1 pseudogene is annotated in these 372 nt (G+C 67.5%); it reads left to right on the top strand.

Going from position 1 to position 372, the window contains the following annotated elements:
* A pseudogene (locus tag EN859_RS35860) lies at window positions 1-372 on the top strand (formyl transferase); the annotation flags it as partial.

The following is a 372-nucleotide window of genomic DNA, read 5'->3' as shown; positions in this document are numbered from 1 at the left end:
CGGCCACGAAGCTCGGCGTGCGGGCCGCCAAGGCGACAGTGCGGCGCATCGTCCAGCAGATCTATCATCTGTGCTACAATGCCCCGCACTGGCGGGTCGGCTGGCGCGAGACCCAAGGCAAGGACCTTTACGATCTGCGCGCCCATCCGCAATCGGGCTGGCGCGACCTGGCCGATGACGGCAGCCGCTTCTACGCCGACCCCTTCCCTGTGCTTTACCGCGGCCAGGTGACGCTGTTCGTCGAGGACTATATCCACCGCGCCGGCAAGGCGATCCTGTCGGCGGTGGCGTTTGGGCCGAACGGACCGGCCGGCACCCCGAAGCCGGTGCTGGAACTGCCCTACCACCTCTCCTACCCCTTCGTGTTCGAGC

It is taken from the genome of Mesorhizobium sp. M00.F.Ca.ET.216.01.1.1 (assembly GCF_004010325.2).
Taxonomy (GTDB): domain Bacteria; phylum Pseudomonadota; class Alphaproteobacteria; order Rhizobiales; family Rhizobiaceae; genus Mesorhizobium.
This window is presented reverse-complemented; position numbering and strand designations above follow the sequence as displayed.